This window comes from Bathymodiolus heckerae thiotrophic gill symbiont (assembly GCF_900180345.1).
Taxonomy (GTDB): Bacteria; Pseudomonadota; Gammaproteobacteria; order PS1; family Pseudothioglobaceae; genus Thiodubiliella.
Map to the genome: position 1 here is coordinate 1 of NZ_FXLV01000015.1, position 26,505 is coordinate 26,505.

Annotated in this window: 27 protein-coding genes and 2 pseudogenes; 24 read left to right on the forward strand and 5 right to left on the reverse strand. The window is 39.1% G+C overall.

Annotated features, from left to right (window positions below):
- Positions 1–577: 577 nt before the first annotated feature.
- Genes CRYPD_RS03045 through CRYPD_RS03060 form a run of 4 tightly spaced genes read right to left on the reverse strand, consistent with a single transcriptional unit; the run spans position 578 to position 3,715 of the window.
- On the reverse strand, positions 578–1,135 hold the full coding sequence (locus tag CRYPD_RS03045; protein WP_138146102.1) for a UPF0149 family protein: 558 nt from the start codon (positions 1,133–1,135) through the stop codon (positions 578–580).
- A 3-nt stretch (positions 1,136–1,138) separates the two neighbouring features.
- The gene (locus tag CRYPD_RS03050) at positions 1,139–2,098 is read right to left on the reverse strand and encodes an aspartate carbamoyltransferase catalytic subunit (protein WP_138146103.1); all 960 of its coding nucleotides are present in this window, start codon (positions 2,096–2,098) and stop codon (positions 1,139–1,141) included.
- Positions 2,079–2,507 carry a Holliday junction resolvase RuvX gene (ruvX, locus tag CRYPD_RS03055; protein ID WP_138146104.1) on the reverse strand — a complete coding sequence of 143 codons (429 nt, stop codon included), beginning with the start codon at positions 2,505–2,507 and terminating at the stop codon, positions 2,079–2,081. Before ruvX ends, CRYPD_RS03050 begins: the two co-directional genes overlap by 20 nt.
- The gene (locus tag CRYPD_RS03060) at positions 2,507–3,715 is read right to left on the reverse strand and encodes a lytic murein transglycosylase (RefSeq protein ID WP_138146105.1); all 1,209 of its coding nucleotides are present in this window, start codon (positions 3,713–3,715) and stop codon (positions 2,507–2,509) included. The genes ruvX and CRYPD_RS03060 overlap by 1 nt, the downstream gene beginning before the upstream one ends.
- Here CRYPD_RS03060 and CRYPD_RS03065 point away from each other — a divergent pair.
- The 6 genes from CRYPD_RS03065 to CRYPD_RS03090 all read left to right on the forward strand — a co-directional run bounded on the left by CRYPD_RS03065 (position 3,702) and on the right by CRYPD_RS03090 (position 9,812).
- Complete coding sequence (locus CRYPD_RS03065) at positions 3,702–4,673, forward strand: FAD:protein FMN transferase (protein WP_138146106.1); 972 nt, start codon at positions 3,702–3,704, stop codon at positions 4,671–4,673. The genes CRYPD_RS03060 and CRYPD_RS03065 overlap by 14 nt on opposite strands.
- A gap of 399 nt (positions 4,674–5,072) precedes the next feature.
- Positions 5,073–7,298 (forward strand): protein-disulfide reductase DsbD, encoded by a 2,226-nt coding sequence (locus CRYPD_RS03070; protein ID WP_138146107.1) that lies wholly within the window; start codon positions 5,073–5,075, stop codon positions 7,296–7,298.
- A gap of 84 nt (positions 7,299–7,382) precedes the next feature.
- The gene (gene aroQ / locus CRYPD_RS03075; protein WP_138146108.1) at positions 7,383–7,823 is read left to right on the forward strand and encodes a type II 3-dehydroquinate dehydratase; all 441 of its coding nucleotides are present in this window, start codon (positions 7,383–7,385) and stop codon (positions 7,821–7,823) included.
- A gap of 18 nt (positions 7,824–7,841) precedes the next feature.
- Positions 7,842–8,288 carry an acetyl-CoA carboxylase biotin carboxyl carrier protein gene (gene accB, locus CRYPD_RS03080; RefSeq protein WP_138146109.1) on the forward strand — a complete coding sequence of 149 codons (447 nt, stop codon included), beginning with the start codon at positions 7,842–7,844 and terminating at the stop codon, positions 8,286–8,288.
- Complete coding sequence (accC, locus tag CRYPD_RS03085) at positions 8,285–9,643, forward strand: acetyl-CoA carboxylase biotin carboxylase subunit (protein ID WP_138146110.1); 1,359 nt, start codon at positions 8,285–8,287, stop codon at positions 9,641–9,643. The genes accB and accC overlap by 4 nt, the downstream gene beginning before the upstream one ends.
- Positions 9,633–9,812: an AAA family ATPase gene (locus CRYPD_RS03090; protein ID WP_138146111.1), complete on the forward strand. Its 180-nt coding sequence runs from the start codon at positions 9,633–9,635 to the stop codon at positions 9,810–9,812. Before accC ends, CRYPD_RS03090 begins: the two co-directional genes overlap by 11 nt.
- Before the next feature lie 106 nt (positions 9,813–9,918).
- Here CRYPD_RS03090 and CRYPD_RS03095 read toward each other — a convergent pair whose 3' ends face one another.
- Positions 9,919–10,098: a hypothetical protein gene (locus CRYPD_RS03095; protein ID WP_138146112.1), complete on the reverse strand. Its 180-nt coding sequence runs from the start codon at positions 10,096–10,098 to the stop codon at positions 9,919–9,921.
- 171 nt (positions 10,099–10,269) lie between these two features.
- Here CRYPD_RS03095 and CRYPD_RS03100 point away from each other — a divergent pair, with 171 nt between their 5' ends.
- The 18 genes and pseudogenes from CRYPD_RS03100 (at position 10,270) to tsf (ending at position 26,327) form a co-directional block, all read left to right on the forward strand.
- Positions 10,270–10,551, forward strand: coding sequence for a hypothetical protein (locus CRYPD_RS03100; RefSeq protein ID WP_138146113.1), 282 nt, complete (start codon positions 10,270–10,272; stop codon positions 10,549–10,551).
- A complete protein-coding gene (gene argC / locus CRYPD_RS03105) occupies positions 10,544–11,581 on the forward strand; it encodes an N-acetyl-gamma-glutamyl-phosphate reductase (RefSeq protein WP_138146114.1) in 1,038 nt (345 codons plus the stop codon). The genes CRYPD_RS03100 and argC overlap by 8 nt, the downstream gene beginning before the upstream one ends.
- Positions 11,582–11,601: 20 nt before the next feature.
- Positions 11,602–11,955 (forward strand): iron-sulfur cluster insertion protein ErpA, encoded by a 354-nt coding sequence (erpA, locus tag CRYPD_RS03110; RefSeq protein ID WP_138146115.1) that lies wholly within the window; start codon positions 11,602–11,604, stop codon positions 11,953–11,955.
- 213 nt (positions 11,956–12,168) lie between these two features.
- Entirely contained in the window at positions 12,169–13,311 is a 1,143-nt protein-coding gene (locus CRYPD_RS03115) for a Fic family protein (RefSeq protein ID WP_138146116.1), read from the forward strand.
- 123 nt (positions 13,312–13,434) lie between these two features.
- Positions 13,435–13,617: pseudogene (locus CRYPD_RS03120) on the forward strand (iron-sulfur cluster assembly accessory protein); the annotation flags it as partial.
- Complete coding sequence (locus CRYPD_RS03125) at positions 13,614–14,585, forward strand: HD domain-containing protein (protein WP_138146118.1); 972 nt, start codon at positions 13,614–13,616, stop codon at positions 14,583–14,585. The pseudogene CRYPD_RS03120 and the gene CRYPD_RS03125, both read left to right, overlap by 4 nt.
- The gene (locus CRYPD_RS03130; protein WP_138146119.1) at positions 14,579–15,499 is read left to right on the forward strand and encodes a nucleotidyltransferase domain-containing protein; all 921 of its coding nucleotides are present in this window, start codon (positions 14,579–14,581) and stop codon (positions 15,497–15,499) included. The genes CRYPD_RS03125 and CRYPD_RS03130 overlap by 7 nt, the downstream gene beginning before the upstream one ends.
- 9 nt (positions 15,500–15,508) lie before the next feature.
- Positions 15,509–16,645, forward strand: coding sequence for a citrate synthase (locus CRYPD_RS03135; RefSeq protein ID WP_138146120.1), 1,137 nt, complete (start codon positions 15,509–15,511; stop codon positions 16,643–16,645).
- On the forward strand, positions 16,645–17,388 hold the full coding sequence (gene ubiE, locus CRYPD_RS03140) for a bifunctional demethylmenaquinone methyltransferase/2-methoxy-6-polyprenyl-1,4-benzoquinol methylase UbiE (RefSeq protein ID WP_138146121.1): 744 nt from the start codon (positions 16,645–16,647) through the stop codon (positions 17,386–17,388). Before CRYPD_RS03135 ends, ubiE begins: the two co-directional genes overlap by 1 nt.
- Before the next feature lie 10 nt (positions 17,389–17,398).
- The gene (locus CRYPD_RS03145; RefSeq protein ID WP_171004295.1) at positions 17,399–17,875 is read left to right on the forward strand and encodes a ubiquinone biosynthesis accessory factor UbiJ; all 477 of its coding nucleotides are present in this window, start codon (positions 17,399–17,401) and stop codon (positions 17,873–17,875) included.
- Positions 17,875–19,479, forward strand: coding sequence for a ubiquinone biosynthesis regulatory protein kinase UbiB (gene ubiB, locus CRYPD_RS03150; protein ID WP_138146123.1), 1,605 nt, complete (start codon positions 17,875–17,877; stop codon positions 19,477–19,479). The genes CRYPD_RS03145 and ubiB overlap by 1 nt, the downstream gene beginning before the upstream one ends.
- 130 nt (positions 19,480–19,609) lie before the next feature.
- On the forward strand, positions 19,610–20,281 hold the full coding sequence (locus CRYPD_RS03155; protein WP_138146124.1) for a 50S ribosomal protein L25/general stress protein Ctc: 672 nt from the start codon (positions 19,610–19,612) through the stop codon (positions 20,279–20,281).
- Between the two features lie 13 nt (positions 20,282–20,294).
- Positions 20,295–20,867, forward strand: coding sequence for an aminoacyl-tRNA hydrolase (gene pth / locus CRYPD_RS03160; RefSeq protein WP_171004296.1), 573 nt, complete (start codon positions 20,295–20,297; stop codon positions 20,865–20,867).
- 18 nt (positions 20,868–20,885) lie between these two features.
- Positions 20,886–21,977 (forward strand): redox-regulated ATPase YchF, encoded by a 1,092-nt coding sequence (ychF, locus tag CRYPD_RS03165; protein WP_138146126.1) that lies wholly within the window; start codon positions 20,886–20,888, stop codon positions 21,975–21,977.
- A gap of 18 nt (positions 21,978–21,995) precedes the next feature.
- Complete coding sequence (gpmI, locus tag CRYPD_RS03170) at positions 21,996–23,534, forward strand: 2,3-bisphosphoglycerate-independent phosphoglycerate mutase (protein WP_138146127.1); 1,539 nt, start codon at positions 21,996–21,998, stop codon at positions 23,532–23,534.
- Positions 23,535–23,548: 14 nt separating this feature from the next.
- A complete protein-coding gene (gene rpe / locus CRYPD_RS03175) occupies positions 23,549–24,220 on the forward strand; it encodes a ribulose-phosphate 3-epimerase (RefSeq protein ID WP_138146128.1) in 672 nt (223 codons plus the stop codon).
- Between the two features lie 219 nt (positions 24,221–24,439).
- Positions 24,440–25,117: pseudogene (gene rpsB, locus CRYPD_RS03180) on the forward strand (30S ribosomal protein S2); the annotation flags it as partial.
- 328 nt (positions 25,118–25,445) lie between these two features.
- A complete protein-coding gene (gene tsf / locus CRYPD_RS03185; protein ID WP_138146130.1) occupies positions 25,446–26,327 on the forward strand; it encodes a translation elongation factor Ts in 882 nt (293 codons plus the stop codon).
- Positions 26,328–26,505: the final 178 nt, after the last annotated feature.

Sequence of the window (26,505 nt, forward strand, 5' to 3'; positions counted from 1 at the left end):
CTAGGTGTGGCCACCATATTTTTAAAAGCCTGTGCCTTATGCAGGTTTTTTTTGGATTTGAAAAACTTATGTAAGAGGTTCGGCCTCTTACAAGTAACAATTGATTTTCTTGGCGTCAGAAAAGTATATTATAATTTATTTATATAATAAAACTATGATATAATTTTTGTATGTCACCATTCTCCCCCAAGAATTTATCCTCTCCTCAAGAGATAAAAATGGTGGCATACTAGTTTCCTCTTTACCCCTGCCTTGGCAGGGGTTTTTTTTGTCTATTCATTAACTTTATAAACACCAAATAAATCTATAAAACTTTATTATTGTATTATTTTATAATGATATAATAATATTTAGACAATTACTTCTCTGATTTAAGAGGTTTTGTGATTCTCTAATAGGTAGTCGTTTGTTTTTATTCTCCCCAAGTTTAAGTTAGACGGCTACCTCCTTTTTCGTTTCAAATACTTATTGTATTGTGCTTCTATGATAGCAAATTATAAGTATTTTGCAACACCATCGCTTTAGAAGGCTTCTAAAGCGTAGTATCTAATACACCAATATATTGCGCCAATTAGGCTTAATGAAGGGTGTCTGGTGAGATGTAGTCTTGCTTAGAGGGCTGTAGGGTTTCTTGAATAAGTAAAGTACCCATACGCACAAATTCGATAATTTCATTTAAGTCCTGTGCGTTTTGTTCGCTGTCTAATACGCCAATATCAAGTTTGGATATTTCGCTAAAATCTTTAATCATTTCCAGCACATCTTCATCGTTGGTGGAGATTTTTTTTAGTCCCAGTCCAAGTAAAAATCCCTGACACCACTGAATAAGCGTATCGGCTTGTTCTGCAAGTTTGCAATTTTCATCAGCGATTAATAGTTGAAAGTTAAGTGTTTCATCGCCAAGTTGTGATAGCGTGTTGTTGTAGATTTGTGCCAGTTGTTGGTGGGCAGATTTTTCATTAAGGTTGTCAAAATCAACGCTCACTAGCACTTCGTTCAGCCAATCGTCCAGAGAAAGGTCGGGCTTAACACAGGAAAAACCACACAAAATACCATGCGCACCGGCAATCGTGTCATCAGTATTTAAGTGATGTAGGGTGTTTTTGAATTCATCGTAGTCGATTAAGTTTTTCATATTTTATGATTTCCCAGCAAGGATTTCCATTATCGCCATACGCACAGCGATACCGTTGGTAACTTGCTGAAGGATAGCAGACTGATTGCTATCAGCAACAGACGAATCAATCTCAACCCCACGATTAATCGGCCCAGGGTGCATAACAATGGCATCGGGCTTGGCCAGTGCTAGGCGTTCAGGCGTTAGCCCATAATTATCAAAATATTCTTGCTCGTTAGGAATATCAGCCTCTAACATGCGTTCTTTTTGCAGGCGCAGCGCTATCACTACATCACAATTTTTAATCCCCATTTCAATATCATCAACACGCCGTAAGCTGCAACTGTCATCATTATATTGTAGTCCTGCTGGCGCTACTAAGCGGACATCAGTTGTGCCTAAGGTTTTGAGCGCTTGGATGTTAGAGTGTGCTACGCGTGAATGCACAATATCGCCCACAATTGCCACTGAGAGATTCTCGAAACTTTTCTTGTGTTGGCGAATAGTAAGCATATCTAATAACGCTTGCGTTGGGTGTGCGTTAATGCCATCGCCAGCATTTAGGATAGAGACATTATCAATATTTTCAGCCACATAATGCGGCAAAGCACTTTGTTTGTGGCGAATAACAAACATATCGATTTGCATGGCTTGAAGCGTGCGCATGGTATCAAGCAAATCCTCGTTTTTCTTCAGGGCTGAATTGGCAAGGTCCACATTAATCACATTGGCACTACTGCGCATAGCGGCAATTTCAAAAGTGTTTCGGGTGCGGGTTGATGGCTCAAAAAACAAATTCGCCACACTCATATCGTCCAGCGCTTTAGATTTTTTGAGATTGCCTTGGTTGTCAATTAGACTATCGGCAACATCCAAAATATGTGTTAAATGATTTTTAGAAAGACCTTTAAGTCCTAATAAATGGATTAGCTTGCCAGAAGAATCCAGCTGAATATCATTACTAATCAAATCTTTTTTCATTGAGCCATGTTTGTAATATTAACTGTGATGATTTTTTATCAACATCGCCACGCTTTGCGTTTGGATGATAATGGTCATATTTTAATTGTTTTTTGGCATCAAATGAGGACAAATACTCATCAATAAACACACATTTAATGTTGTACCTGTTGGTGAGTTTGCACCCAAATGATTTAGCAATAAAGGTCATTTCTTGTGCTTTACCGTCTTTATCAAGTGGCAGGCCAAGCACAAATAAATGCACATTATGTGCATTGATAACCTCATCAAAGCCAGCAAAATTGGTAGAGCCATCTTTGTTGTTTTCAACCACACCAATACCACTGGCTGTGTGTGTTAGACTGTTAGCAATAGCAACGCCAGTGCGCTTTGTGCCCACATCAAAGCCCAAATAAGTCTCAATATCCATTAGGGTGTTTTAAGTTGTTGGAGCAGTTGATAGCCTACATAGCCATCCACTGGAAGCCCCACAGATTGTTGGAATTGGCGTGTTGCATGGCGTGTTTTCGGACCTGAAATACCGTCAGGCTGGCCTGTATCAAACCCCAAATTATTAAGCGTGGTTTGAATAAAAATAACATTATCTCGGTTTAGTGACGGCTCAGTAATCGGTTCAGCCACCAAGGTTTGATTGTTCAATAATTTATCAGACAAATGGCCAACAGATAAAGCATACAAGAGAGAGCGATTCCACCTAAGAATGGCGTGAAAATTACGATACACCAAAAACGCAGGACCTTCAAACCCCATTGGTAAAATCAACGATGCTTTGAGTGACGATATAGGCAAATCTTCGCCCTTTGTATTGCGAACCCCTGCTTCTTGCCATTTTTTAATTGATTTTTTAATTTTTAAAGTTGCTGAAGTAGGGTCAAAATCAGGTGGTATGACTACTTCATGCCCCCATTTTTCACCTCTGCGCCAGCCAATGCGCTTCAAGAAATGAGAGCTTGAGTGGAAAATATCCGCCTTACTGCCCCATAAATCCAATTTGCCATCGTTGTCTGCATCTATGGCATAAGCCGCAACATTGCTGGGCATAAACTGCGTGTTGCCCATCGCCCCTGCCCAAGACCCCTCTATATCGTGCGGTAGTTTGCCCTCATCAATTAATTTAAGCAACGCCAATAATTCACGGGTAAAAAATGCACGCCTACGCAAATCAAAACTCAGTGTTGCCAGTGAGCGCACCAGATTCATCTTGCCCACATGTCTACCATAGTTGGTTTCTAGTCCCCAAAATGCCACCAAAACCGAGGGCGGCACGCCGTATTTTTGGTAAACAGTGTCTAGTAATATTTGGTTTTCCTTGAGTTTAATCTTGCCTTTTTCTAGGCGATTGTTACTTACTCTTGAGGTAATATAACGCCAAAAGTTTAGACTAAACTCTGCCTGATTGCGATCATATTTGATGACTTTTGGATTGAGCGTTAGCCCGATAAAAGCACGGTCAAGTGTTGCTTTTGATACACCTTGCACATGCGCCTTGGTGCGAATATCGTCCAAAAACGCCTCAAAGCTTTGTGCATTCTCAGTACTCAGGGTATCATTCTTGGTGTTGGCAATGCTTGAAAGCGCCGTTACAGTGAATATAAAAAGAAATATGAATCGAAACATAACAAAATTATACCTTATCATCCTCACCTTTTTGCTGCTTAGTGGGTGTGGAGAACACACGCAAACAAGTGCCTTCTCTGGCTCCACCATGGGCACTTCGTGGACGGTAAAAGTCATTGGTGACAGTACTATTTCTCAGCAAATCATCGAGGATAGATTAACGGTAATTAACCAAATATTTTCCACTTGGGAATCAACATCTGAATTATCTCTACTCAATAAACAGCCCAATCAGCAATGGATAGCCGTATCTGATGCGTTGTTTTATGTGCTAAAAAAATCCAAAGAAATCCACCAACAAACTCACGGTTATTTTGACCCAGGTATCGGACATTTGGTTAATATATGGGGCTTTGGTGTGAATAAAACCACGCAAAAACCTAGCCACCATCAAGTGCAAAAAGCACTGCATAACAGCTCTATCCGTCATTTAATACTCAAAGACGGAACCGATAAGTTTGTTAAAAAAACCAGGGATATTCGCCTTGACTTATCCGCCATTGCCAAAGGCTACGCTGTTGATGAAATCGCCAAACTACTCAACGCCAAAAACTATCTGGTAGAGATTGGCGGCGAAGTGCGTGTCCTAGGTAATAACCACGCCAAAGCATGGATGCTGGGCATCGAACAGCCCGACAACAAAGTAAATGCCATACCCATTACCCTCAAACTCCACGACCAATCGGTTGCCACCTCAGGCAATTATCGCAATTATTTTATCTGGCAAGGCACACGCTATATGCACATTCTTAATCCAAACACTGGGCTGCCTGCGAGCAGTGATTTGGCATCAGTGAGCGTTATCCACCCTCAGACCATGGTAGCAGATGCCTACGCCACCGCAATGATGGCAATGGGCAGCAAAAAAGCCACCGCATTAGCACAACGCCTTAATTTATCGGTGATATTGATTTTAAATCAGCGTGCTAATTTTAAGGTCAATAAGATAAACTTATAATTAGTCAACCCTTTCCCCAATGCTAATTTTAACAGTAATAATCGCACTAACGGCTATAGCGTTCGTTGTATCAAGGATTAAGCGTAGCGTGACACTTTGGTTTATTTAGTTCTTGTTGGTTATGGCAGTAAAACCTCCAGAATCTAACAAGTTAAAATTTTTTATTGAATTGGTGGGTTTATTGCAAAGGTCTCTTTGTATTATGAAGCTATTTTTGTGTCCAAGTTTGTTAAGCCGTTACAAAAATTGAGCATAATAAAGGCAAGCAAACCACGCCAAAAGATTGGGTGCAACTGCTGAAACAGGGTGTTGATATTAATATTAAATAATTTGTTTTTTGTGATAACATAAGTGTGCAACACAATAGGAATATATATTGAAACATTGAGAGGAAAACACATGAAGCGATTTTTATTACCTTTATTTTTACTACTATTTTTGCCATTAACGCAAGCGGCGGACGAATTATTGCCTGCTGACAAGGCGTTTGCATTCCAAGCTAAGGTGGTTGATGGTAAGGTTTTACTCAGTTGGGATATTGCCAAGGGTTATTATCTTTATAAAGAAAAAATCAAAATTTCCTCGGATCATTCTGTTCGTTTGGGGGAGGCAGATTTCCCTATTGCGAAAATCAAAAATGATGAGTTTTTTGGTAAGGTAGGTACTTATCGTGATAATTTATTGGTTGCGATTCCTGTGCTTTCAGGCGAGGCAAAGTCTATTGTATTAAAGGTAGGGTTTCAGGGGTGTGCAGATTTAGGAGTGTGTTATCCGCCGATTACCAAATCAGTGTCGTTGAATATTGACGGTAGGCAAAAAGTATCATTGGTTGATGGTGCACTGAATATGTTCTCTAAGGCTAAGTCTAGTATGCAATCAATGGCTGATAAGGCGGCGTCAATTTCTGACGAGCCGATACCTGCCGATGAGGCGTTTGCTTTTTCAGTGGTGGCAGTTGATGCCAATACCTTGCGTGCGAGCTGGAATATACACCCAGAATACTACCTTTATCATGACAAACTTGCGATTGACATTAAAGGGGCAAAATTTATCGATTTTGCCTTTCCTAAAGGCAAAATCAAGGACGATGAGTTTTTTGGTAAAGTGGAGGTTCACAAAGGACTATTAGAAGTAGACATTTTACTTACTGAGGTGGACGCTCAAAGCGTTACTGTTAGCGTTAAATATCAGGGCTGTTGGTTAGGTGGCGTGTGCTATCCGCCACTGGAAAAAACCACCGATATTGCCTTGCCTGAAGCAAATATGAGTGCAGTGGCTGAGCCAATCAAGGTGCAGGCGAAGCCAGTACCAAGCCAAACTAATAATGAGCCACTCAATGAAACTGACAAAATTACTGCCTTGTTGCAACAAGACGATATTTTGTGGGTGTTGGCGAGCTTCTTCGGCTTTGGATTGTTGCTTGCACTAACGCCTTGTGTGTTCCCGATGATACCGATTTTATCAGGTATTATTGTGGGTCAAAAAGGCGAGGTTAGCACCAAAAAAGCACTGATTATGTCTATTGTATTTGTGCTGGCCATGAGCACAACTTATGCGATGGCTGGGGTATTGGCGGGGTATTTTGGAGAAAACTTACAAGTATTATTCCAAACGCCTTGGGTGTTGGTGGTGTTTAGTTTGATTTTTGTGGCTTTAGCATTTTCAATGTTTGGTTATTATGATATTCAATTGCCCTCTAGTTTACAAAGCAAAATCACCAGTATTAGTAACAATCAAGAAAGCGGACATTTGATTGGTGTGGCAATTATGGGCTTTTTATCAGCATTGATTGTAGGACCTTGCGTTGCACCGCCATTGGCAGGTGCGCTGATTTATATTGGTCAAACGGGCGATGCACTGCTCGGCGGTTTGTCCTTGTTTGTGATGAGTTTGGGTATGGGCGTACCACTACTGGCAGTAGGTGCTGGTGTGAGCAAACTGCCTAAAGCAGGCGGCTGGATGGGTAAAGTCAAATATGTATTTGGTGTCTTAATGTTAGCTGTAGCAATTTGGCTGCTAGACCGTATTATTTCGCCATTTACCTCATTGGTATTATGGGCATCACTCTTCACTTTCTCGCCAATTGCAATGGGTGTGCTGAATTCAATTACCAACACGCCAACCCCATGGCAACGCATCTTTAAGGGAATTGGGCTATTGATACTGATGTACGGTGTTCTATTATGGGGGCTGGTTGCTCGTGGCGGTGGCGATATGTTGGCGCCACTGGCTGGCTATGGCTCAAATGCTCAAGTAGAAAAAGTACATATTGCTTTTGAAAAAATAAAATCAGGTGCTGATTTAGACCAGATACTGGTGCAAGCACAGAGAAATAATCAAGTGGTAATGCTGGATTTTTATGCAGATTGGTGTATTACTTGTAAAGAGCTGGAGCGGTTTGTATTTTCCGATGCCAATGTGGTTAATAAAATGCGCAATGTTATTGCCTTGCAAGCAGATGTAACTGCAAATGATGCGACTGATAAAGCATTAATGGTGCGTTTTGATATCATTGGCCCGCCTGGTATTTTATTTTTTAAAAATGGCGTTGAAAAACGCTCACAGCGTATTGTCGGTGAGATTAATGCACAGGATTTTCTTCAACACTTAGAAAACATAAAGTAGCTCTTAAAATGTCGATAAAACCGACTAACATCGGCAATATTGGTGGTAAAATTAGCCTTTATTTCACAGTCGTATTAGATAACGATGGACATTTTATTACTTAATGGACCCAACCTAAATATGCTTGGTATGCGTGAGCCAGATCAATATGGCACGCAAACCTTGGATGATATTACTGGACATTTGAGTGCCTTAGCAAGGGATGCAGGCTTTACTTTGGCACACCATCAGGATAATTCAGAAGTGGGATTGATTGATAAAATTCATGCTGCCAGTAAAAACGGCACAAAATATATCATTATCAACCCCGCAGCATTTACACATACTTCCGTTGCACTGCGTGATGCAATATTGGCAGTAGGTATTGTCTTTACAGAGGTACATTTGTCGAATGTTTACAAGCGTGAAGAATTTCGTCAACAATCTTATTTTTCAGATATTGCGCAGGGCGTAATTTCAGGCTTTGGTGCACAAGGCTATGAATTTGCACTAGAGGCAGCATTCAAACATATTCAATCAAACTAAAACAAAGAGGTAAAAAAAATGGACATTCGTAAAGTAAAAAAACTCATGGAACTGCTAGAAGAGTCTGGCATGGCAGAAATTGAAATTGTAGAGGACAAAGAATCAGTTCGTATCTCTCGTTATGGTAATGCACCTGTGGTAGCAGCGTCTGTGCAACCTGTCGCTGCACCTGCACCTGTGGTAGCATCTGCAACCGCTGTTGTCGAAACAGCAGAAACTGCAACAGTTGATGGACATCCAATCACTTCGCCGATGGTGGGTACATTCTATGGTGCGGCATCGCCAACTTCTGAGGCATTTGTTAAGGTTGGACAGCATGTAAATCAAGGCGACACTATTTGTATTGTTGAAGCAATGAAAATCATGAACCAAATTGAAGCAGATCAGTCTGGCACAGTAACTGAAATCTTGTGCAGTGATGGTGACGCCGTTGAATTTGGACAAACATTAGTTGTTATAAAATGAATAAAATCAATAAAGTTTTAATTGCCAATCGTGGTGAAATTGCGTTGCGTATTTTGCGTGCGTGTAAAGAGCTCGGCATCAAAACTGTAGCCGTGTATTCAACTGCTGATAAAAGCCTTAAGCATGTGCGTCTAGCGGACGAGGCTGTTTGTATTGGCCCGCATTCCTCGGCACAAAGTTATTTAAACATTCCTGCCCTGATTGCTGCGGCTGAGGTAACCCATGCTGACGCTATTCATCCAGGCTACGGCTTTTTATCTGAGAGTGCTGATTTTGCACAGCGAGTAGAAGAAAGTGGGTTTATTTTTATTGGCCCTCGTGCTGAAAACATCCGTGTTATGGGGGATAAAGTTGCCGCTATTGAGGCTATGCAAGGATCAAGTGTGCCTTGTGTGCCTGGCTCTGATGGCGGACTTAGTACAGATGACAATAAAAATATTGCCATTGCCAATAAAATTGGACTGCCTATTATCATCAAAGCCTCTGGTGGTGGTGGTGGACGGGGTATGCATGTGGTGGAGAAAATAGCGGATTTGCTCACTGCTATTGAGTTGGCTAAGACCGAAGCTCTAAGTTTTTTTGGCAATGCAGAAGTGTATATGGAAAAATTCCTAACCACGCCTAGGCATATTGAAATCCAAATTTTGGCTGATGAGCACGGTAACGCAGTGCATTTAGGGGAGCGAGATTGCTCAATGCAACGCCGCCATCAAAAAGTAGTGGAAGAAGCCCCTGCTCCTGGTATCACTCCTGAATTGCGTAATAAAATTGGTAAAGTTTGTGCCGATGCCTGTAAGGCGATTAACTATCGTGGCGCTGGTACTTTTGAATTTTTATTTGAGAGCAATGAATTTTATTTTATTGAGATGAACACTCGTATTCAAGTTGAGCACCCTGTTACTGAGATGATTACGGGTATTGATATTGTGCGTGAACAAATATGCATTGCTGATGGACAAGTGCTTTCATTTACGCAAAATGATGTGAAAATCAGGGGCCATGCGGTTGAATGCCGTATTAATGCCGAAGACCCTAACAATTTTATGCCTTCACCGGGCAAAATTACCCAATATCATGTGGCTGGTGGTTTAGGTGTGCGGGTTGATTCACACATATACAACGGTTATACCGTGCCGCCTCATTACGATTCAATGGTTGGTAAACTTATTACTTTTTCCGACACCCGACTGGGTGCAATTATCAAAATGCAAAATGCCCTCGATGAAATGGTGATTGATGGCATCAAAACCAATATCCCTTTACAAGCACGCATTATGAGAGACGAAACTTTCCGCAAAGGTGGTATGAACATTCATTATCTTGAGAAGATGCTGGGGGCATTAAATGCAATTTAAGTTAGAAAATTTTAAACCTATAAAATCGGCAGAAATCAAAGTTAATGATTTAACCTTGATTTTTGGTGACAACAATACGGGAAAAACTTATATTGCTTATGCTTTGTATGGATTATTCTCAAAATGGAATGATATTGTATTTGATATTGAATTTTTTATTGAGCAATAACAAAGGGATTTATTAAATAACGGGAGACTGTCTATTGACAAAAGCACTTTAGATAAAAATAAAATTTTGCAAGCTATTACCAGAAATTATGTTAACGGAAGCCCTTTTAATGGTTAAACTGAATAAATTTTTTAATACAGTTGAGACCTTTGCATAAATAGGGATGATTAGCAAAATTCAATTTTTGCCAGATTGGTGATTTTATTAAACCTTGTCCTAGCAGGGCTAAGGCTGGGTTTAAAAAATCGCCAAGCGGGTGAAAAGTGGATTTTTGATGATTATTCATATTTATGCAAAGGTCTCAGTTAATGAAAAGGATGCTATAACCATCTTTGGAGAAAAGCAACAACACTTAGTTTCACTTGATGAAAATTAAGTAATTGAGTATTTTGAACTAGAGAAGGCTGTTAAGCCTTGTGTCAAAACAATTAAAAACCTAAAAGCCTGTGATTATGTTTTGGTTGATCATGACAAGAAGAGGCTGTTACTTTGTGAGTTGAAAAATTCTAAAGATGGAGGTACAATTTCAGCAGCGAAGAAACAATTGGATCATTCAAAATATATTGTTAATTTATTTTTAAATATTTTGGAGAAAGATAAATATTCATATGTCTTGTTAACATTGACCAAAAGGGATATGGGTAAAAGAAAAGTGCGGACTGAACAAAATCAAGTACAAAAATATTTAGAGATAGGTAAAAAAGAATTTAAATTTAACAGCTTCAAATATTATGAATAAAATAAAAGTAGGTATCATCGGTGGCACAGGCTATACAGGCATTGAATTGTTGCGTTTATTGCACAATCATGCACAGGTAGAAGTGATTGCCATTAGTTCTCGTTCGGAGGCTGGACAACGAGTGGATAAAATGTTTCCCTCTTTGGTGGGGCAATCCGATTTAGTGTTTTCGCTACCCGATGACGAAATTTTAAACCAATGCGATGTTATCTTTTTTGCCACTCCACACGGCGTGGCAATGAAAAATGCGGGTGATTTTATTAAACAAGGTATTAAAGTGATTGACTTAGGGGCAGATTTTCGCCTGAAGGATAAGGCTGAGTATCAAAAATGGTATGGATCAGAGCATACGCAAGATGATTTATTATCATCGGCAATTTATGGACTATGTGAGGTTAACCGTGAACAAATTAAAAATGCTACTTTAATTGCCAACCCCGGTTGTTATCCAACTGCCATTCAGCTGGCACTTAAGCCATTAATTGATAATAAATTGATTGATTTGTCTAGTATTATTGCTGATTGCAAATCAGGTGTGAGTGGCGCAGGACGGGGTGCTAATCAGGCCACCCTATTATGCGAGGTGAGTGAGTCATTTAAAGCCTATGGCGTGAGCGGTCATCGGCATTATCCTGAAATTAAACAAGAATTAGAGCTGTTGGCAGGCGAGAGCGTGGGGTTAACTTTTGTGCCACATTTAGTGCCAATAATTCGTGGTATGCAAGCCACACTTTATGTGGACTTATTAGATGGCGATACTGATGTACAATCCGTGTTTGAGAACGCTTATAAAAATGAGCATTTTGTTGTTGTGCTTGGCGCTGGAACAGCACCCGAGACTCGTAGCGTTAAGTCAAGTAATTTTTGCCAAATCGCTGTGCAAAAAGCGCCTGATGGTAATAAATTAATTGTCATGTCAGTGATTGATAATTTGGTCAAAGGTGCCTCAGGGCAAGCCATACAAAATATGAATCTGATGTTTGGATTGGATGAAAATTTAGGATTAGAGCAAATTGGCTTATTGCCTTGATTGCTATAAAGGAGAAAAATATGGAAGCAGTACAAACCTTAGAAGAAGCAGATATTATTTTTAGCGACAATGCCGCTAAAAAAGTATCTAACCTCATTCAAGAAGAAAAAAACGACAATCTGCGTTTGCGTGTGTATATCACTGGCGGAGGCTGTTCGGGGTTTTCCTACGGCTTTACTTTTGATGACAAACACAAAGAAGGCGACTCTGGTGTTGAAAACAACGGCGTACAATTAGTCGTTGACCCCATGAGTTATCAATATTTAATCGGTGCAACCGTTGATTATTTAGAAGATTTGCAAGGCGCTCGTTTTATCATCCACAATCCCAATGCCAAAACCACTTGTGGCTGCGGATCGTCCTTTTCTGTTTAAAGAAGTAGTAATTTTAAGTGGTTACAAATTGTGACTATTCAAAAAAAACTATGAGGGTAGAATAGAAACTCATAACTGACTTGTTTTTATTTAAAACATAAAAATCTATATTATCTTTTTAAAGTATTATATAGACATAAAAATAAATATATTATCTTTTAAATAGATATAATATAATATAATATAACTTGTTGTCTTTTTAAGAGGTATTGTGTGAATCATTTTACTGCAGGCTGCCTCAAAACACAGAACCAAGATAAGGCAACAGAATATCATTATTTTTTACCTAATTTATTAAATCGTTCTTACAATTTGAATAATGCTAAATTATTGACGGTATTAGAGCAGGCAACTAAAACACTGGGCGAGCTAAATGCATATGGCGAATTAACACCTGATATTGATTTTTTTATCAAAATGCATATCTTTTCTGAGTCTGTTGCTTCTTCTAAAATAGAGGGCACGCAAACTAATATGCAAGAGGCTTTGTTACCTGAATCTGATATTAAATTAGAAGTCAGAGATGATTGGGACGAGGTGCATAATTATATCAAGGCAATGAATGATTCTATTGATAATTTAGAGAATTTGCCGATTTCATTGCGACTATTAAAACAAACTCATCGGCAATTATTAAGTGGTGTGCGCGGTAAAAATAAATGCCCAGGCGAAGTAAGGGTGTCGCAAAATTGGATTGGCGGTGTTTCTATCAATTCAGCGCATTTTATTCCGCCACACCATCAACATTTGGATGAATTGTTGTTTGATTGGGAGGATTTTTGGCATAACAACCATAAAATACCAATTTTAATAAAGATTGCATTATGTCATTACCAATTTGAAACTATTCATCCATTTTTAGATGGTAATGGGAGAATTGGACGGTTATTTATCATTCTACAACTGATAGAAGCACAGTTTTTAAGTACTCCTATTTTATATCTATCTGATTTTTTTGAAAAAAATCGTTCAGCTTATTATCAGGCGTTGGACAAGGTTCGTCAAAGCGATGATATTAATCAATGGCTGATATTTTTTTTGGAAGGCGTTACTAATACTGCAAAAAAATCTAAAAACACTTTGAAAAATATCTTAAAACTTAAAAATGAGTATGAAATTCGTATTATTGGCTTGGGCAGAAAGGCAAAAATAGCTAAAACAATATTAGAATTTTTATATACCGACCCAGTTGTTAGCGTGAAACAACTGCAAAAGTTTTCAGGTTTAAAGTATGCGGCAAGCAATAACTTGGTAAAAGATTTGGTTAAATTACAAATTTTAAAAGAAATAACAGGGCAAAATAGAAATCGTTTATTTGTGATGAGTGAATATTTGGATTTATTTGCAAGAGAATAAATCCAAATACTCCAACATTAAAACAACTGCTATTAAAGTGCAAAAATGCGTAAAATTTTTAGTTTTGTGGTTGCAACTAATTATGATTGAATATATTTCAGGTTTAGCGGGTATTCCAGCGTTGAAAATAACGGTGTGCAATTGGTCGTTGAGCCGATGAGTCGTCAATATTTAGTCGGCGTAACCGTTGATTATTTAGAAAATTTACAAGGCGCTCGTTTTATCATCCACAACCCCAATGCCAAAACTACTTGTGGGTGTGGCCGTCTTTTCAGTGTGGGTAAATATGTTAAAATTCTTATATGAAAATTGACCCTATTAGAGATTTAATTGATAAAAATCTGTTAGAAGAATTGCATGCAGGAAGCCTGTATCAGGAGATTATTAATAGCCAAACATTTGAAAGACTTAAGGATATACGATTTTTAGGTGCCATTGATTATTTGTATAAGAAAAATAAGCATAAAACACATTCAAGATACACACACACATTGTCAGTTGCTACATTGGCACTTAAATATTCACAATTGTCCAAACTAAAATTTAATGATGAAAAATACTTAGTGTGTGCTGCCCTGCTTCATGATATTGGACATGCTCCGTTATCGCACAGTATGGAGCCTGCTTTTAAGAAAAGATTTGGCATTTCTCATCACTCTGCTAGCAACAGTATTATTCAGGGGACATCTCCTTTAGGTAAAGAAATAGCGTCTATATTGAAGAAATATCAGATTGATATAGGTAAATTAATTGGTCTATTAGACAATAAGAGTCAAGAAAAATATGCTGTGGCGCTTAGTGGGTCAATCAATGTAGATACCATCGACGGTATTATTAGAACGCATTCCTATTTGAGAAACGAAGAGAAGTATTCTAATATTCCGAAAGCAGTTCATATTGTTGAAGAACTTTTTGGAAAACCAAAAAGATATGGTGCAATAGATAAGTTTTGGGGGTTAAAAGATGGTATCTACCGCGATATTATTAATAAAAAAATTAATATTTATGCAGATAATGTTACCCAAAAGCATGTTTTAAGCAATCAAAATGTTTTTGTTGATGAGTTTTATTGGACTGAAGTTAAATTTAAAGAAAAATACACATTTTTGTTTGAGGAATTAAGCGCCATAAGATTAAAAAATATACCAGCAGAGGCTTTAAATTATAATAAGCGCTCTTATACTATTGATGGAAGGTGTTCAGATATAGGAAAAAAGTATCTCCACGAAAAAACACCCAGTGTATTTTCATTTAATCAGCCTGGACTGTGTTAATTGTGGGGAATAAAACATTAGAAGTGGCAAAAGACTTTTCTGAAGAAATATTGAATAATATAAGAAAGTCGTTAGAAGAAGATTTTAAAGAAGATTTTTGTATTGTTTCTGTAGGCTCGTTTGCGAGAAAAGAGGCATCAGAAAGTTCTGATTTGGACTATTTTATTTTGACAGAAGATGGTGCTTTTGTCTCTATTGAAGAATGTCAAAAGATAAATGAAATTATACAAGGAGGGGTTGAAAAATCTTGTGGCGATACAGGAACTTTTGAACAGTGTATAAAAATTAACGAATTAACAACTAACTTGGGAGGCGTTAAAGATACCAATCAAAAACTCATTCGAAGAATACTATTTTTACTAGAAGGGTGTTGTTTATATGGGAAAGATAACTTTACCAATTTTAGAAAGCAATTATTGAAAGAATATATTAAAGAAACTGTGTCTAAGCATAAGCTTAGTCAATTTTTGTTAAATGATATCATTCGATTTTATCGAACAATGGCAACAGATTTTGAGTACAAGATTAGCGAGGAAGGTAAAGAGGCAAATATTAGAAACATTAAGCTTATCTTTTCTAGGAAGCTACTTTATTTTAGTGGACTTATTGTCATTGCCGAAACTATTCAAGAAAATAGGGCAGGTAAAATAACAAGAACTTTGGCGTTACTAGAAAAACCCCCTCTGGAAAGAATTGAGTATATTTTTGGTGATAAAGCAGTTGAGGTGCTAGCATTGTATGATTATTTTTTAGAAGAAATTTCTACAGCAGATAAGCGAAAGGATATTGAATTAAAAGATGATAAATTTAGAGAGTTAAAAGACAAAAGTCAAGAGTTTTCTAAAGAGTTATTAAGTATGTTAAAAGAGCACTATGGTGACGATCATCCGATCCATTGCGCACTTATTTTTTAGGTATAAATTATGATTGAATATATTCCAGGTTTAGCAGGCGTTCCAGCAACAGAATCGTCTATTTCTTCGATTGATGGTGAAAACGGTATTTTGGCGTATCGTGGTTATTCAATTGAGGATTTGGTGAAATACGGCTCGTTTGAAGAGGTGGCAATGTTGCTTAGGGACGGGGAATTACCGAGAGCCAACGAACTAGAAGATTTTCAGCGGGTATTGCACCAGCGTTATGAGGTTAAACGAGACATTCGTCAGATGATGTGGGCGTTGCCTGCTAATGGGCATCCGATGGATGTGTTACAAACGGCAATCGCTTCTATGGCGACTTTTTATCCTGATGCGGGTGCACAGGATCCAAATTCAGCTTATACTCAGAGTGCGTTGACCAAGATTATTGCTAATATGAGTACGCTGGTGGCGATGTGGGCGCGTATTTCGTCAGGCTACGACCCTATTCCGCCAAGTAAAGAAATGTCGTATGCACAGAACTTTTTATATATGTCTTTTGCTGAAGAGCCAGATGAGGAGATTGTTAAATTATTTGATGCTTGTTTGATTTTGCACGCTGAGCACACCATTAATGCCAGCACTTTTTCGGCAATGGTAACTGCCTCTACTTTGGCAAATCCATTTGCCTCGGTGTCGGCGGCAGTGGGCACTTTGGCGGGTTCGTTACATGGCGGTGCGAATGAGGATGTGCTGAATATGTTAGATGAAATTGGCGATGTTAAAAAGGTTCGTACTTATATTGAAAATCGTTTGAAAAATAAGCAAGTGATTTGGGGGATGGGGCATAGAGAATATAGTGTTAAAGACCCTCGTGCAAGCATTTTACAAGCCATGATTGAAGCGTATATTAAAAAATCGAATATTGTGCTTTCTAGGCGTTTTGAAATAGCATTAGAAGTGGAGCGTGTTTGTGAAGAGCTGCTCGGCGCAAAAGGTGTTTATCCAAATGTAGATTTTTATTCAGGTATTTTGTATGCGGAAATTTTCAAAATTCCGAAAAAACACTTTACCCCAATTTTTGCCATGGCGCGTTCTAGCGGCTGGGTGGCGCATTGGCATGAGCAGGTTCGGCATAATCGTATTTTCCGACCAACGCAAATTTATACAGGCTCAGATTTCCGAGATTATCCTAAAAAATAATGACGCAAAAAATTACACATTTCGGCTTTCAAGAGGTTGCCACACAAGACAAACAAGGTATGGTGCGTGGCGTATTTGATTCGGTTGCCAATAAATATGATTTGATGAATGATGTGCTGTCGTTTGGCGCACATCGACTATGGAAACATTACACCATTGCCACCTCAAATGTCAAAGCAGGTGACAAGGTGCTGGATATTGCTGGTGGCACAGGGGATTTGGCGCGTGTTTTCAAGCAAAAAGTGGGCGACAGCGGACAAGTGGTGCTTTCTGATATTAACGCCGCAATGCTGAATGAAGGGCGTAAGAACTTAATCAACAAAGGCGTTATAGGCGTGGAGTTTGTACAACTCAGTGGCGAACAAATCCCTTTTGCAGAGGATACTTTTGATTGTGTATCGATTGCTTTTGGTCTGCGTAATGTTACCGACAAAGACCAATGCATTCGGGAGATGTATCGTGTTTTAAAGCCCGGCGGCTGCTTGTTAATTTTAGAATTTTCTAAAACGGACATCGCACTATTGGAAAAATTCTACGAGTTTTATTCATTCAATATAATGCCACAACTTGGAAAAATAATCGCCGATGACGAGGCTTCATACCAATATTTAGCTGAGTCCATTCGCAAACATCCTGATCAAGAAACGCTCAAGCAAATGGTGCTTGATGCAGGGTTTAGATTATGCGAATATCACAATCTATCAGGTGGCATTGTGGCGCTGCATAAGGGTATTAAAATTTAAAGGTTATCTTATGCAAACCGTAATTTTAGAACGCACATTAAATTATTTGTTAGAAACGCATCAAATTGATGTCAGTTTATTAGATGGGAAAGTCGTGTATTTTTCCTTGCAAGATTTACCGATAGAGGTGAGCTTTGTTTGTACTAATGCTCGTATTTTTGTTACTACGGATGCCAACACGACTACTGATGTTGATATCAAATTGAAATCTAGTGTATTTTTGGCGTTGCTCCAAGGCGAGGAATTAACAAAACTGCTTAGAGAGGATAAAATCATCATTCACGGCGATGTTAAAACGGCGCAATTATTGGTCGATTTATTACAACAAGTTGACATTGATTTTGAAGAAGAGTTGTCTAAATATACTGGCGATATGGTTGCCCATCAAGTGGGTAAATTGGCAAAAAAATTCAAATCATCAGACAATCCCTTGACCTCTATCAAGGATAAAATTACCACTCTGCTTATTCGTCCAAAGGTACAATAATGCGTAATTTAGCTCGATTTATAGGTATTTCACGCATTTTAATGCGCTATCGAATAGATGCTTTAGTGCTTTCAGCTTCTTTTTTAAGTCGTTTCAAGCCACTCTTGTATCTTACGCCGTGGCACTACATTCCTACAAAAAAACTCACCAGAGGTGAGCGTGTTCGTCTGGCGCTTGAAGAACTGGGTCCAATTTTTATTAAGTTTGGGCAAACTCTGTCCACACGCCGAGATTTGTTGCCTGCTGATATTGGCGATGAACTGGCCAAACTGCAAGATGCCTGCCCCGCCTTTGATAGCGTACAAGCCAAACAAATGATTGAACAATCACTTGGCGATAGTACTGATAAATTGTTCAAAAAATTTGATATTGAACCACTTGCTAGTGCCTCTATTGCGCAAGTGCATACGGCCATCACTCATCAGGGCGATGAGGTTGTGGTCAAGGTGGTGCGACCCGATGTGGGCAAAGCCATTAAGCGAGATATTGCGCTGATGTATGCCTTAGCAAAGTTTATTGGCAAGCATCCGATTAGTAAAAAAATACGACCTACTGAAATTGTTGCTGAGTTTGAAAGCATTATTTTAGGGGAGCTTAATATGCTCACTGAGGCCAAAAATGCTACCCAATTACGAGAAAACTTTCAAGGGTCGGATTTGCTCTATGTGCCTAAAGTGCATTGGGATTTGTGCAGTGAAGATGTGCTAACCACCGAACGCATTTATGGTACGCCAGTGGGTGATATTGACAAATTAAAAGCCGATGGTGTTGATTTGAAAAAATTGGCAGAAGATGGCGTGATTATTTTCTTTACTCAAGTGTTTAAACATAATTTTTTCCATGCAGATATGCATCCAGGCAATATTTTTGTTGGTGTAGACGACAATTATATTGGCGTTGATTTTGGTATTATGGGCGTGTTGGATGAGGCGGATAAGGATTTTTTAGCTGATATTTTCTTGGCATTCTTTAATCAAGATTATCATGGTGTGGCAAGTGCTTATGTTGAGTCGGGCTGGGCAAGTGCCAGCACTGATGTGCGTGCTTTTGAGCGGGCGATTGGTAGGATTTGTGAGCCGATGTTTGAGAAGTCATTGGATGAAATATCCTTCGGACAGGTGCTAATGGACTTAATGGCTGAGGCGAAAAATTTTGACATTACTGTGCAGCCACAACTGTTATTATTAGACAAAACTTTATTAAATATTGAAGGACTAGGCAGGCAGCTTTACCCACAACTTGATTTATGGGCAACTGCCAAACCGTTTTTAGAAGACTTAATGGAAGAAAAATACAGCATGAAAAATACCTTTAAAAAACTAAAAGAAAAAGCACCAAAACTTTTAAAAGAAATACCTGAATTGCCTGAGTTGATATTGAATGCATTCAAGCAAATGGAGCAGATGAAGAATATCGGCAGTCTTTATAGCAAGCAAACCGATGCGATTGTCAGCCAGCTAAAAGACAATGCTGATAAGCAAACCTCGGCTATTTTCTCAGGTGCTTTGCTTATTCTTTCAGGTGTTTTGGCAGTTAATGATTTATTTATTGCCAGTGGCATTAGTGCCACAGTCGCCTTGGTATTTTGGCTCAAGTCCAGATAACCCCCCCCTAATAGCTTCTATTTTGGTTTAATTTTCGGGTAAAATAACTCGCTTGATGTGTTTGGTCGCAAAACATATCACTTGACGACATCCATCAAAGGATGTTTTTTTATTTTTTGGAGAAAACAAAATGAGTATTATAGTTAACGCCACAGTGCGCAAAGACCAGGGCAAAGGTGCGAGCCGCCGCCTGCGTCATCAACAACAAGTTCCTGCTATCGTTTACGGTGCGGGCAAAGAACCTAGCACAATTACGCTAAATGTTCACGAAATAACCCATCTTTTAGAAAACGAAGAGACTTATACTTCAGTATTAGATTTGACGATTGATAAAAAAATACAACCCGTTATTATTAAAGACCTGCAGCGTCATCCAACCAAAAATATTGTTACTCATATGGATTTCTTGCGTGTCGATATGAACAAGGAAATTATTACCAATATTCCATTGCATTTCATTGGCGAGGAAGACAACGAGGCAATGCGTCTTGGTGCAATTCTTAATCAGTTTGTTACGGCGATTGAAGTTTCCTGTTTGCCAGCAAATTTACCAAACGCTATCGAGGTTGATATTAGCAATCTTGACATGGGTGAGCACATCAGCTTCACAGGCATAACCATGCCAGAAGGCGTTGTTATTTTGGCATTAACACATGGCGATATTGAAGCGCATGACCAAAGTGTTGTTGCTGTTCAAGAACCGAAGTTAATGGTTGAAGAAGCGGTTGTTGAGACTGAAAGCACAGAAGGCGAAGAAGGCACTGATGATAAAGCCAAAGGTGATTCAGACGAAGGCTCTTAAACCGTGATTTATTGTGGCGATTAAACTGATTGTTGGTCTGGGAAATCCGGGCAAGGACTATCAAGCGCATCGTCATAATGTGGGTTTTTGGTTTTGCGATGCGCTCGCATATTCGTATACAGGTACTTTTAAAAAAGAATCCAAATTCTTTGGTGAGGTGGCTCAGGTCAATATCGCAGGCGTAAATGTTTGGTTATTAAAGCCGAATACCTATATGAATGGTTCTGGGCAATCTATTCAAAGTATTGCCAAGTTCTATCAAATTGATGCGAATGAGATTTTGATTGCGCATGATGAGTTGGATATTGACCCAGGCACAGCACGCATTAAATTTAGCGGCGGACATGGTGGACATAACGGGCTTCGTGATACGATTAAGGCATTGGGCAGTAATGATTTTTATCGACTTAGGGTTGGTATTGGGCATCCGGGTGATAAATCTCAGGTGGCAGATTTTGTCTTGCATACACCTAATAAATCAGAAATTGAGGCGATTCAAAACACCTTAGCCGATTCGTTGAATGTGATTAAGCAAGTGGTCAAAGGTGATGTTGAATCTGCTATGAAAACACTGCATACAACATGATAAATATAGGAACAAAAAATGGGATTTAAATGTGGCATTGTTGGGCTGCCAAATGTAGGTAAATCAACACTTTTTAACGCACTTACTCAAGCAGGAATTGAGTCGGCGAATTATCCATTTTGTACCATTGAGCCAAATGTTGGCATTGTGCCGATTAATGACAAGCGCTTAGAGCAATTAGCCGACATCGTTAATCCTAAAAAAATCTTGCCAACAATAATGGAGTTTGTTGATATTGCGGGTTTGGTTGAAGGTGCCTCAAAAGGCGAAGGGTTGGGCAATCAATTCTTAACCAATATTCGTGAAACCGATGCGATTGTGCATGTGGTTCGTGCTTTTGATGATGACGATATTGTGCATGTGTCTGGCAAAGTTTCCCCTGTTGATGATATTGAAATTATCAACACAGAATTGATTTTGGCAGATTTAAGCGTGGTTGAAAAACTCTACCAAAAAGCCCTTAAAAATACCAAATCTGGACAGAAAGACGGGTTGCCACTCAAGGCATTGTTAGAACGAATTTTGCCTGCACTTGAAAATGGGGAAAGTGCTCGTACTCTGTCTTTTGACGAGGAAGAAATCAAGTTATTAAAAGGCTTTCAACTGCTAACCACCAAGCCTGTTTTGTATGTTGCTAATGTTGGCGAAGACGGTTTTGATGACAACTTGCATTTAGCAGTCATTACCCAAATCGCACAAGCAGAAAACGCACAAGTGGTTACTATTTGTGCTGATATTGAAGCAGAAATTGCCGAGTTAGAGGCTGATGAAAAACAAGAATTTTTGCTCTCAATGGGGCAAGATGAATCAGGCTTAGATCGTTTGATTAAAGCTGGCTACCAATTGCTCGGTTTGCAGACTTATTTCACTGCAGGCGTGCAAGAAGTGCGTGCTTGGACAATCAATATCGGCGACAGCGCACCTAAGGCAGCAGGTAAAATTCATGGTGATTTTGAAAAAGGTTTTATTCGTGCTGAGACTATTGCCTTTGATGACTTTATCGAATGTGGTGGTGAAAAAGGCGCAAAAGAAGCAGGGAAATTGCGCTCAGAGGGCAAGGAATATATTGTACAAGACGGCGATGTGGTGCACTTCTTATTTAATGTTTAACGCTTACAAGAGTAATTAATGAAATCTAAAAAACAAACCAAAGTACTTATTATTTTAGATGGTTGGGGGCATTCTGAAGTCGTAGAAAACAATGCAATTGCTCAAGCAAATACACCGGTGTGGGACAAGTTCAATGGGCAATTTTCGCATTCTTTAATTTCAACCAGTGGTAAAGAAGTGGGCTTGCCAGGCGAACAAATGGGCAACTCGGAAGTGGGGCACCTTAATTTAGGTGCTGGACGGGTAGTGAAGCAAGATTTTACCCGCATTCAAAACGACATCGGAAACGGTGATTTTTTTAGAAATCCGATTTTCAAAAATTCCTTAGAATACGCCAATGACAACAATAAGGCGATTCATATTATGGGACTGTTGTCCGACGGCGGCGTACACTCACACGAAGAACAACTGCACGCCATGCTGGAAATGACCAAACAATATGGATGCAAAGAGGTTTATTTGCATATATCCGCTGATGGTAGAGATTGTGCACAAAAAAGTGCAAAAAACTATATTCAAACATTAGAAGATAAAATTGCCGAACTGGGTGTGGGCGAAATAGCCAGCGTTATTGGTCGATATTTTTCTCTAGACAGGGACAATCGCTGGTCGCGCGTGCGTTGTGCTTATGAATTGATTGCCAAGGGCAAGGGTGAATTTTTAGCACAAAGCGCCATCGAGGCGATTGAGTTGGCGTATGCGCGTGGCGAAACGGATGAGTTTGTGCAATCAACCGTTATTAAAGCACCAACAAAAATTAAAAAAGGCGATGTGATGATTTTTATGAATTATCGTGCAGACCGTGCCAGACAAATCACTCAGGCCTTTACCGATGAAAACTTTCAAGGGTTTTCCCGTGGCACTTTTGTGCCGATACAGTTTATTTGTTTGACAGAGTATAAAAAAGAATTCAATTTGCCAGTAGCCTATCCCTCTGCCAAACTTAATAATGTCTTGGGAAAATACCTGTCTAATCTAGGTATGACACAACTTAGAATTGCCGAAACTGAAAAATATGCCCATGTTACTTTTTTCTTAAATGGCGGTATTGAGCGTCCATTTTATGGCGAAGACCGAGTGTTAATTCCTTCACCGGATGTGGCAACTTACGACCTTAAGCCAGAAATGAGCGCCTTTGAACTCACCGATGAATTGGTTGAAAACATTGAAAGTCAAAAGTACGATTTAATTATATGTAATTTTGCCAATACTGATATGGTGGGGCATTCTGGAAAACTCGATGCCGCTATTAAAGCAGTTGAAACGGTAGACACTTGTCTAGGCATTGTTTATCAAGCACTGCGTTCAATCGATGGAGAGATGTTGATTACCGCTGACCACGGTAATGCTGAGCAAATGACTAACCCTGAAACGGGCGAAGCGCATACAGCGCATACAAACAACCCTGTGCCATTATTATTTATCAGTGATCGACAAGTAGAAATTGCCGAGCCCGGCACAGGTTCATTGTCTGATATTGCGCCAACGCTGTTGTTGATGATGGATATTGAGCAGCCTGAGGAAATGACGGGAAGTAGTTTAATAAATTTTATTTAAAATGGAGAGAAAAAATGAAACAATCTAATTTTATTGCGCCATCAATTTTGGCGGCAGATTTTGCTAGACTTGGCGAAGAAGTTGATAATGTCTTGCGTGATGGCGCAGATATTGTACATTTTGATGTGATGGACAACCATTATGTGCCGAACTTAACCATTGGTCCATTGGTTTGTGAAGCACTGAGAAATCATGGTGTTACCGCTCCGATTGATGTGCATTTAATGGTTAAACCAGTGGACAGGATTATTCCTGACTTTATTTCTGCGGGTGCGTCATATGTTACTTTTCATCCAGAAGCCTCTGAGCATATTGACAGAACACTGGGAATGATTAAAGAAAGCGGCTGCAAGGCAGGCTTAGTCTTTAATCCAGCAACACCACTCCAAGTTTTAGACAATGTGATGGATAAATTAGATATGATTTTATTGATGTCAGTTAACCCTGGTTTTGGTGGTCAGTCTTTTATCCCCCACACTTTAGAGAAATGTCGTCAAGTTCGTAAGCTCATTGATGCCAGTGGTAAGGACATTCGCTTAGAAATTGATGGCGGTGTTAAGATTGATAACATTCGCGAAGTCGCAGCAGCAGGTGCAGATACTTTCGTTGCTGGCTCTGCAATCTTTAATACCGATGATTACAAAGTCACGATTGATGCAATGCGTGCAGAGTTAGCCAAGGTATAATTACACCCAGTTGCTTGTTGTTATAGCAAGGTTTGGGTATAATGTTGCGTTTTATGATTTTTACTAAAAAATCAAAAGTTGAATTAAGCACTCACATTATGGGTGCTTAATTTTTTTTAATGTATCACGCAACCCGACATATTCATCAGGGTGCTTTTCAGTAGAAAGGTTGATGGATAGGGGAAGCGGAAGTTTTAACCCAAAACAGGAGAAAATAATATGGCAAAAGCAAGCATGAAAAAAATGTTAGAGGCAGGTGTTCACTTTGGGCATCGCAGTCGTTTTTGGCACCCAAAAATGGAGCGCTACATTTATGGCACTCGCAATGGTGTGCATATCATTAATTTAGAGAAATCCCTACCGATGTTTAATGATGTGCTTAATTTTGCATCAAAAACAGTCGCAGCGGGTGGTTCTATTTTATTTGTTGGTACCAAGCGTGCAGCAAGCGACATCATGAAGGAAGAGGCAATTCGTTGTGGTATGCCTTATGTTAATCATCGTTGGTTGGGCGGTATGATGACTAATTACAAAACCATTAAAGCCTCAATTAAACGCCTTAAAGATTTAGAATTTTTGGCAGAAGAAAACTTTGCCCAATTTGGCAAAAAAGAAGCGTTAATGATGACCCGTGAAATGGAAAAATTAGAACGCAGTCTAGGCGGTATTAAAGATTTAGGTGGCATTCCTGATGTGGTATTTGTGATTGACATCGGTCATGAGAAAAACGCCGTTAAAGAAGCACAAAAATTAAATTTACCCCTGATTGGTATTGTGGATACTAACCACAATCCAGAAGGTATTGATTATGTCGTTCCAGGTAATGATGACTCAATCAGAGCGATTGGCTTCTATGCTAGAGAAATTGCGAATGCAGTTTTGGAGGCAAAAGTTGCCGCACCTGTGCAAAAAATGAAAAAAGCAAACACAGTTAAAAAGGTTGTGGTTAAGGACGCTGTTGCTAAGAAAACAGAAACGGTTAAAGTAGATAAACCCTCTATTGAAAAAGAAGTTGCTCAATCTGTTGAGAAAGCGGTTGTTGTTAAAAAAGAAGCCCCTGTTAAAAGCGAAAAGTTAAGCAAAATAGTGCTGGATGCAATGAAAAAAGAAGAATTGGCTGATTATGCAAAAGAGCAAGGTATTAAGGTTGGTGCCAGCGATACTAAGCCTACAATGATTGAAAAAATACTCGTATAAATCAACACACATAAATTAGGAGCTTATTATGGCTATTACAGCATTAATGGTTAAAGAATTAAGAGAAAGAACAGGTGCAGGCATGATGGACTGCAAAAAAGCATTGGGCGAAACCAATGGTGATATGGAAGCAGCAATTGACTTAATGCGCACCTCAGGTGCTGCCAAGGCGGCAAAAAAATCAGGTCGTATTGCCGCTGAAGGTCTGGTTAAGGTCAACGCCAGTGCTGATGGTAAAACAGCAACTATTTTAGAAGTCAATTCTGAAACCGACTTTGTGACTAAAGGCGAGACATTTATTGGCTTTGTTGACGCTTTAGGTACATTAGCATTAAAGACGACTCCTGCTGATATTGATGCTTTTTTAACACAAACAATGGAAAATGGCGATTCACTTGAGAAAGCCCGTGAAGATGTTGTTGCCAAAACAGGGGAGAATGTATCTATTCGTCGTGTACATACTGTTCAAGCAGAGAATGATGGCGTTATCGGTGTTTACAAACACGGCGAGCGTATTGCTGTGCTAACTGTTTTAAAAGGTGGCAATGAAACACTGGCAAAAGATATTGCCATGCACATTGCAGCCTCTAAGCCAGAGTGTATTAGCGAAGATGAATTGTCTGTCGAGCTTTTAGAAAGAGAAAAAGCAATCTTTATAGAGCAAGCTAGAGAATCTGGCAAGCCAGACAATATCATTGAAAAAATGATTGGCGGTCGTATGAAAAAATTCATTAATGAAGTAACACTTTCAGGTCAAGCTTTTGTTAAAAATCCAGACACAACCGTGGGAGAATTGCTTAAATCAAACAATGCCACCATCAAATCGTTTATCCGCTTTGAAGTCGGCGAAGGTATTGAAAAGAAAGAAGAGAATTTTGCAGATGAAGTTATGGCGCAGATTAACAACTAAATCAAAACTCAAGACAATAAAAAAAGGCGCTTTAAGCGCCTTTTTTATTGTCTTGAGACCTCTACATAATTTATAATTCTTGAATTCACATAACAAGTGCAATTTTAATTGTAATTAAATAGCCAGTTGTAATAAACTTTGCTATTTTCTTACTACGGGAAATTGCAATGAATTATCA